Below are 7,933 nucleotides of genomic sequence, written 5' to 3' on the forward strand. Positions count from 1 at the left end.
TGAAATTTATTTTTATTTTTTTAGGCATCTAAGTTAATCTTCATAGGTTTTATTAAACGAAAAGTTTTTCCTCTGTAGACCTAGTAAGTTATTCACAAACTCTGGGGATAAACCTGTGTAGTATTTGGAAAAATAGTTACTGGCTCATAATTTGGGTGGGAAATCATCAATTATTATTTTGAATAATTTGCTTATAATATAAATATTAAATTTAGCACATTAACTTGTAAATTTTTTTCAAAGAGATTTCAAATTAATATTATTATTTTAAAAGGAAAATTATCTGTACCTTCGTGACTATGCCAATTTTAAGCTTTCTAAAATTATGAGAAATAAAAGTCAAAGAAAATTGTTTGACAAGATTAGTCCAATGCCAGTAAGGCAATGTATTAATCGTAGCAAAAAGTGAAAATCCAAGATGGTAGAGTAATTTAATTTCTCAACTTTAGCCTAGGCTTAATTGAAATTTACGTGTTATCAATAGTTTCCTTATGAGCCATCCGGCATACAATTATTCTATTACTATTTATCATTCCTACTTTTATGATTTTGGCGGCTTTAAGCTTTTTGCATCGTTATTATTTTAATATAAGAAAATCATTATCTTTGGAGATTGTTATTATTTGGCTTGCTTATTTTTCTCTTATCCAGTATATCGATTCAGTTATTCATTTTTCTAGAGGAAGTGATTTCCTCTATTATGGAAGTTTGCTCATCTCACTTGTTACAATTTCGTATATTATTTATTCAACTTATTACCAGGTTATTCAGTTAAATAGATTGCACTAGATTAATTCTAGGGACTAACGTCCCTAATTTTAATGAAATACGTATTTATGTACAAACCGAATCTTACTTAAATTTATGAGAAATTTTAGAGATAAACGATTCATCTTTTTCCACCACAACAGAGGGTTTGAAAAAGGCAAGGGGAGTAAGCGCTGTTAATTGACTAATCTTATTGGGTGTTATTTTAGCTTTGAATTCGCTACTTTCCTTAGCGTTTTCTCCTAATACATATTCATTAATTAGATTGGTAATATTATCAGTCTGTAAAAAATTACCACGTTTTTTTATTGAATAGTGAACATCACGAAACCAGGCTCGTATGGAAGGATTAGTTACCCATTGGGAAGCCTGCTTCTCACTAATGTCGTAAATTTGCATTAACTGAGCTGTTTTGATAGCAGTTATTTCACCGCTTTTATCTAAGCAATAGCAAGCTTTGTCATAAGCTAAGCCGTAGTTTTTCATAATATTTTTAATAGTGCTCGATTTTTTTACTACCTCATCGATATTATATTGATATGCCTCATACATGCGTCCATCTTTTTTTATAGCTTTTACCAACTTTGCAATGAGTTCCTCATCTTGAATAAAGGATAAAGTATGTAGTGCAAGGGAGACATTTAAAAAGCGATGACTACAATAACCTTCACCACCAACCCCGTGAAATCCGACGAGTGCATAGCCTAACGTATCAGGTGGATTTTTATTGTTATAATAATTTGCTAATAAAGCGATGTGGCCACCGCACAAAGTAGAATTGAATTTAAAACTTTACTTTTTGTTGTTAAACCACTTATACGGCCAGAAAGTTCAATTGATTCTAAATCATTATTGGTTAAGACCTGCTTTACATAAGTACTATCACCTGCGCGCACCCTAGCATTAAAATGCTCTGTAGTTTCCTCTCTAGGATAAGCCCAGTGATAAAATATTTTTCGCCGTTCGGGATTTAGCATATCAAAGTGTTCTGACTGAGTATTAATGTGGAATTGGGCTTTTAGTTTTTCTGCGGCTTCCTCTTGTGAGGTTTCAATTAAAGCTTGTAATACATACTCAGGGCCTGCGCCAAATTGATTAATAAGTTTAAACGCTTTTTTAGTATGACCATCTAATACTAATTGAGCTGCAACAGTCGTAAAGTTTTCGCTCCTTTCTTTCTCATCAATACAAGCGCCTTGATTTAATAGCAATGCTAAGGTCTTATCATCATTATTTAGAGCACACTGATATATTTGGCTAAAGAAAGACATTTTAGTTTATCCTATTAAGTAGAACGCAAAGGGTATCGCTTTATTAATCTTATTTCAATAAAGTTTAAATAGCCTGTTTTAGTTAAAAGTTATCAATCGATAGCATTATTTATCTGATTTAGATAACAACCATTTAAGTACTCTGATATACATATTTCTTAGCCGAATCATTAAATTACTACAGACCATTTAAGAGAAAATTTATTTTATGGTGTAATTCATAAGAGGATAGAATATTGATGGTAAAACGATCGCTTTAGATAACCAGAAATAATTGAATAAAATTCTGTATAAAATCATAGTCAAGAACAGTTTATTGTCACTATTGTCTTAATACAGAAATTTTGTAGCAATTATATCTGTTTATTTCATAAGAAATTCTGAAACTATTATTGCAATAGACAAGCTTTCAATATAATGATAAGTTTCTTTGCTGTACAATAACCTGTAGAAAATTTGTCAAGTATGTATAAAATAAATTCTTCACTCCAGCCCTATAAAGAAATAACCAAAGCAAGTTATGAAGCAACAGCCAAAGAGTTCGCAAAAAATGTTGCGCATCTTGCGCCAAAGCATTCAATTGAAAGACTAGCCTCCCTGCTTCCGCCAGGAGGAACGCTTATTGATATTGGTTGGGTTCAGGCAGAGATGCAAGAATTTTCTCAGAAAAGGGACTAAAAGTATACGGAATTGATTTTTGTTCTGAACTTATTACCATTTCTAGAAAAAATGCACCACTAGCCACCTTTAAAGTAATGGATATTGAGGAAATGAACTTTCAAGAAGCGTCGTTTGATGGCGTATGGTCAGCTTGCTCTTTAGGACATCTACCAAAAAATAGTTTTCCTGAAGTTTTACTGACTATAAATAAGATATTAAAAAAAGGCGCTATTTTTATTTAGCTTTAAAGCAGGGTATTGGTGAAGGGTTTGAGGTAGATTCGCGCTATAAAGGCGATATTAAAAAATATTTATCCTATTATAAAGAAAATGAATTAAAATGGTTTCTAAATAACGCACAATTTAAGATTTTAGATTTTGCATATATTGAAAAAAATCATTCAAATATTAAGCATTCCACTTTACGAGTTTTCTGTCAGAAATAATTTAGGAAATGTTTATATGATTAACAAAAAGACAGCCTGGCAATTTGCTTTAGATTGGCTTGATGCTTGGAATAAACATGATGTGGACTTAATTATGACACATTATGCGGACTCCATATAATTTTGTTCTCCAGTTGTACAAAAAGTGCTTGGAGATGAACGTGGCATTGTTCAAGAAAAAGATAATCTTCGTGATTACTTTACGAAGCAATTAAAGAAATTTTCGACACTGCATTTCCAGTTGTTAGATGTATTTACTTCGCCCAAAACGATTGTTTTGTATTACAAAATTAATCGAGGGTTATTGGCTGCCGAGGTGATGCTTTTAGACGATAATATGAAAGCAGTCAAAGTTTATGCTAATTATGATAAAGATGATGTGGGCTAGAATGAAATAGGTATAACAGCTCACTGATACATCCTTATAATAAAGCCAAATTCGCTACAATTCGTTTAAGTCTATTCGGATTATCATCGACGTAAATAGAGGTTGTTACAATGGAGGCATGCCCTGCGAGTCTTGATACGGCTTTGATATCAACGCCTTGCTCAATGAGGCGTGTAATAAAGGTTCGTCGACCCGAGTGGGAGCTAGCACCTATAATACCTGCTTTGTCATACATTTTTCGAAACCATTTTTGTAACGTATTGGGTGTAAAGCGGCTACGCCGTTGTGTTTGAAAGAAAGGTTTGTGACGGACCATGTTATTTGTTTTTAATTGATTAAGATAGGTTTGTAATGCCTCTCGTAATTTTTTATTACTCAAATAAGCATAACGTTGCTTTTCACCTTTGGTCATGGAACGCTTAAGACAAATTTCATCGAGTAAACGGTAATGGCTATCAGCAACATCAGCAACAGTCAAAGAAGCAATCTCTTTTGCTCGCAACCCTAAGCCAAACGAACAATAAATCATCGCGACATTGCGTATAGCAAATGTACTGTCTTTAGCCACTGCTAAGAGTCTTCTAAACTCAGCATCCGTTAAAACTTTCGCTTTACCTTCTCTGGCCATGGTTTTTACTTAATTTCCTGAAAAAGATATATTTTAACTAAAAAAGGTACTCTTGGCAAAAATAAAAGGAACTGTCCTTTAATAATACTTGCTGTAATTAAAGAGGTCCCGAAAGCTAAATAGGAACTCTTTAGTTTTAATTTTAAAAGTTTAGGATTGAACCAGTAATAATGATTTAAACAGTAACTGACTGAATGATTTACAAAATTTTGAAGCTTATCCCTAACTCTAGTTTAAACAATATTTCATACAACTTCTGAGAAACTAGAATAGTAAGTATTAGGTCTAGTCTATACTTAAAATGATGTATTTTAGAGGATAGTTCTATGCCTAAACTTAAATATACTCTTCCCCCAATTGTTTTATATGAGAGTCATGCGGATCGATCAACCAGTGATTTTCTTATTAAACAACTCCCTCGTTTGAAAGAAGCTGGCTATACCACTATCTGTATAGATGGGATGGAGCCAGGAGTATCTTTAGAGCAAAATATTTCGATGACGCAGAGGCTGATCAAGAAACAAATAAATATAGTATCACAAATGCATCCTAATCAGCCTGAGCATGCGAGAGAAGTGGAAAAATTAAGAAGTGCTGTTGCTAAATTAGAGTTATTACAAGCAATGAAAGATCAAGGCTTTAAACTGGGTGTAATTGATTTATCTCTTGCTGAACAGCTTAAAGAGAAAAGCTTAAATTCTATAAGAAGAGAAGAAACGCTTACAAAAAATACATTAAAAGAAGTCAATCAAAATGACGGAGGAGCTGTAATCCTCTTAGGTTTTGGCCATTGTATATTCCAACAAATGATTAAAGAATATGATAAAAATGCTGATCAATACTTATGGTTTCATGTATATAATCCTGATAAGGAAACTTCAGCCTATAGAGAATTGGTTAAATCTTATGAAAATAAGGGTTATGCAACTTATTTTCCTTTGGGAGTTGATATTTTTAAAAGTTCTGATGAAAGTTTAGATACCACTTTTTGGGAAAAGTTAAGCGCTAACTGTTATAATTATGAAGCATCAAATTTTGATACATCGGCTGCCCTAGTTTTGAAATCCCTTGTAGGCCCTGAGGTCTCAGTTCATCTGCGGAAAGACGGCCAACATCATTTAGATGCAGTTATTCCTCTGGAAAACGTCGAAAAATCACATAGGATAAAATCTTCAGATTTTTTGGATAGTTTAACTAAAATCTTAAGGGGTATTAAGTATGAGGTAGCAAAAATTCAGGATAAAGATCGGGTAATCATTCGCAATATCAATGATCCCGAGGTAGCAGAACAAATTAGTAAGTTACCAAAAAACAGAGGTCTTTAAACTTGAAGGAACAGAGAAAAAAATTGGGTTTTTAAATAATGTTTAAAAATAGTTTACAGATAAGAATAAAAGGTTAATGCATTTATAGAGCCTTGTAAACGAACTTATACTAAAGATGATTCGTTAAAGCTTGTTAAGCCCATCTAAGCTATCAAAAAATATATATCCTTTAATCCAAACTCCTTATTAATTTAAACTTTTGCTAACGTTCGTTTTTTGAGAGCCATGATTTTCCAATAGAGTTAATGTACTGATAAGATTGGATACATCTATATAATTTAAACTAACCAGATCAAAACTAATCGAATAACAAGATGCAATCAATAAAACTTACTGCCTTTAAATGGCGGCAATTTCATGGTGAAGTAATCCTGCAATGTGTGCGTTGGTATTGTAAATACGGCATCAGCTATCGGGACTTGGAAGAAATGATGACGGAGCGCGGTTTATCACTTGATCGTACCGTTTATCGCTGGGTCCAGTATTACGCACCTGAACTTAAAAAAAGACTTGAATGGCAACTGACATCAAACAATTTAAGCTCTAAGCTAGCTCAAGAATCGCCAATGTAATTACATTATGCCTCTAAGCTTATGAAGGCCGTCAAAAGACAGCGATATAAGCACTGGTTGCTTCTTGTATCTCAGCTACCTGATGTTCATCGACTTCTAATGTAATAGGTAGCAGCAAAACAGCAGCAGTCCCAGCCTAGGTTGGTTAGTTTACTTATGTTGATTTTGGCGAGATTATGGGTCTTTTTTTTAACGTGCTTACCAGGGTGCCTACAGCCAGTGAGACTAAATAAGCACACAGCTATTCAAAGGTTGGACTATCTCATAAGCATGCTCTGTGAAATCGATTGCATCTTCTAACGTTGTAGGTGAATAGTAATAATAGTTATATCTTTCTATTTGCTGATATAATTGAATATATTGTTGCGCTTCTTGATTATTTCTTAATGTATAGAGAAATTTTAAAACATCTATTGTAGTTTTAATTTTATCTATATCTTTAAAAAAAGGATGTAGATGTCTTTTAACTTTATTGATATTCCGTTTATTTTCCTCCATAAGCGAAGGGCGAAAATATCTTTTAAATTCTTGTGCTTTGAGATCTATTGAATCAACTTTGAATATGACGAGATCACCAGGAAGAGAATAAATAACTCGATAATTAAAAAAATACATTCTAATATGATTGAAGGGAATTATGGCAAGTTTTTCTTTAGTTAGGCTCAGTTCATATTCTGTAAAGGACCCAGCAATAGCTGTTAATGCTGAAATTAAGTTTGTTAACTGTTTCTGTAAATTTTTTTGTTGTAGGATATCAAATAATTCCAATTGATTACGGTATAAAACACTTAGTTTTAAACTATCAGCTCGTAACAATAGAGCTTTTTTATGTAATTCTTGCTCAATTACATTTAATGCTTGACTATCACTATACAGTCTTTCATATTTAAAATAATCTTTATAAGATAGTAAGATATTGTATGATACTGCTTCTTTATTTAGGCTATCGATTCTCTTATTTAATATATTGATGGCTGATAGCAATTTTTTATACCACCGTAAGGCTAATGTTTCAGCTTGAAAGAAACGATTAGCCAAAGAAAGGTTACACAATGAATTGTTATCGAGTTGTGCAAAAATAGATTTTAAAACATCTAAGGGAAAGTAAGAAATATGGTTGCAATGTAGCATCTGTACTCCAGATCAAGCTATTTAATTCATCGCTTTTGCGACAAATTCAACGATTATAACGTTTCTTTATTTTTTGCAACACCACCAAAATAAACCGACATGCGATCGAGCGATTAGAGCATTGAAACAAGAAGGTTCTCTTTCACAAATGAAACATCATCAGATTAAGTACCGCAATAACTGCCTAGAATCTGATTCTGGCAAGCTTAGAGGATTATTAACCCCATAGGCTTTCAATCGATGAAAACTGCCTATGAAATCAAACGATTTGAAATCATGCGCATGTTTAAAAAGGGACAATTTAAAAGGTGGATGATTGGTAATAAGAATGAAGGATCATTCATTAACCAACTTTTCAGAGTTTATAGCTAAGATCCATTCTGAAGTTAGCTTTTTGTTCAAATTTTGATTTTTGCAACAGTACCCCTAAATTACTGCTTATATGGTTGCGGGGTTAATAATCAACATCCATTAGATTTAGGCACTATTTTTTCGTTTAATTTAGAAAAACAAGTCAACGATCTTGTAAAAAAAGTAAATTCTGCAAGAGAGTTAACTTTACCTGAAGATGAGCATACTGGATTTGCTGTCTTTATGGAATTTCATCCACAAGAAGAGATGGGCAGTTGACTGCATTAGCTTTACTACGAAATTAGAAAATCAAGAGCAATTTAACTAGCATATTTTAGCGCGTGTAAAACAAGAATTTAAGCCTAGGCTACTGAAATACACTAGGCCATTCTAT

Annotated in this window: 9 protein-coding genes and 1 pseudogene; 6 read left to right on the top strand and 4 right to left on the bottom strand. The window is 32.7% G+C overall.

What is annotated here, in order from left to right; all coding sequences use genetic code 11:
* Positions 1–852: 852 nt before the first annotated feature.
* Together ACQUW5_RS13425 and ACQUW5_RS13430 are read right to left on the bottom strand one after the other, a co-directional pair.
* Positions 853–1,539 (bottom strand): hypothetical protein, encoded by a 687-nt coding sequence (locus tag ACQUW5_RS13425; protein WP_444991777.1) that lies wholly within the window; start codon positions 1,537–1,539, stop codon positions 853–855.
* Entirely contained in the window at positions 1,512–2,039 is a 528-nt protein-coding gene (locus ACQUW5_RS13430; RefSeq protein ID WP_444991778.1) for a hypothetical protein, read from the bottom strand. The genes ACQUW5_RS13425 and ACQUW5_RS13430 overlap by 28 nt, the downstream gene beginning before the upstream one ends.
* Before the next feature lie 465 nt (positions 2,040–2,504).
* On the opposite strand from ACQUW5_RS13430, the gene ACQUW5_RS13435 reads away from it, so the two are divergent.
* The 3 genes from ACQUW5_RS13435 (at position 2,505) to ACQUW5_RS13445 (ending at position 3,532) form a co-directional block, all read left to right on the top strand.
* Complete coding sequence (locus ACQUW5_RS13435; protein WP_444991779.1) at positions 2,505–2,717, top strand: hypothetical protein; 213 nt, start codon at positions 2,505–2,507, stop codon at positions 2,715–2,717.
* Entirely contained in the window at positions 2,672–2,941 is a 270-nt protein-coding gene (locus ACQUW5_RS13440; RefSeq protein WP_444991780.1) for a class I SAM-dependent methyltransferase, read from the top strand. The genes ACQUW5_RS13435 and ACQUW5_RS13440 overlap by 46 nt, the downstream gene beginning before the upstream one ends.
* Before the next feature lie 348 nt (positions 2,942–3,289).
* Positions 3,290–3,532, top strand: coding sequence for a hypothetical protein (locus ACQUW5_RS13445; RefSeq protein ID WP_444991781.1), 243 nt, complete (start codon positions 3,290–3,292; stop codon positions 3,530–3,532).
* Positions 3,533–3,566: 34 nt separating this feature from the next.
* Here ACQUW5_RS13445 and ACQUW5_RS13450 read toward each other — a convergent pair whose 3' ends face one another.
* A complete protein-coding gene (locus ACQUW5_RS13450; protein WP_444991782.1) occupies positions 3,567–4,160 on the bottom strand; it encodes a tyrosine-type recombinase/integrase in 594 nt (197 codons plus the stop codon).
* 326 nt (positions 4,161–4,486) lie between these two features.
* Here ACQUW5_RS13450 and ACQUW5_RS13455 point away from each other — a divergent pair, with 326 nt between their 5' ends.
* The gene (locus ACQUW5_RS13455) at positions 4,487–5,485 is read left to right on the top strand and encodes a Dot/Icm T4SS effector RavE (protein WP_444991783.1); all 999 of its coding nucleotides are present in this window, start codon (positions 4,487–4,489) and stop codon (positions 5,483–5,485) included.
* A 314-nt stretch (positions 5,486–5,799) separates the two neighbouring features.
* A pseudogene (locus ACQUW5_RS13460) lies at positions 5,800–6,003 on the top strand (IS6 family transposase); the annotation flags it as partial.
* 279 nt (positions 6,004–6,282) lie between these two features.
* On the opposite strand, the gene ACQUW5_RS13465 reads toward ACQUW5_RS13460, so the two are convergent.
* Positions 6,283–7,188 carry a hypothetical protein gene (locus ACQUW5_RS13465; RefSeq protein ID WP_444991784.1) on the bottom strand — a complete coding sequence of 302 codons (906 nt, stop codon included), beginning with the start codon at positions 7,186–7,188 and terminating at the stop codon, positions 6,283–6,285.
* A gap of 405 nt (positions 7,189–7,593) precedes the next feature.
* Here ACQUW5_RS13465 and ACQUW5_RS13470 point away from each other — a divergent pair, with 405 nt between their 5' ends.
* Positions 7,594–7,818 (top strand): hypothetical protein, encoded by a 225-nt coding sequence (locus tag ACQUW5_RS13470; RefSeq protein WP_444991785.1) that lies wholly within the window; start codon positions 7,594–7,596, stop codon positions 7,816–7,818.
* The last annotated feature ends 115 nt before the right edge of the window (positions 7,819–7,933 follow it).

This window comes from Legionella pelazae (assembly GCF_052527395.1).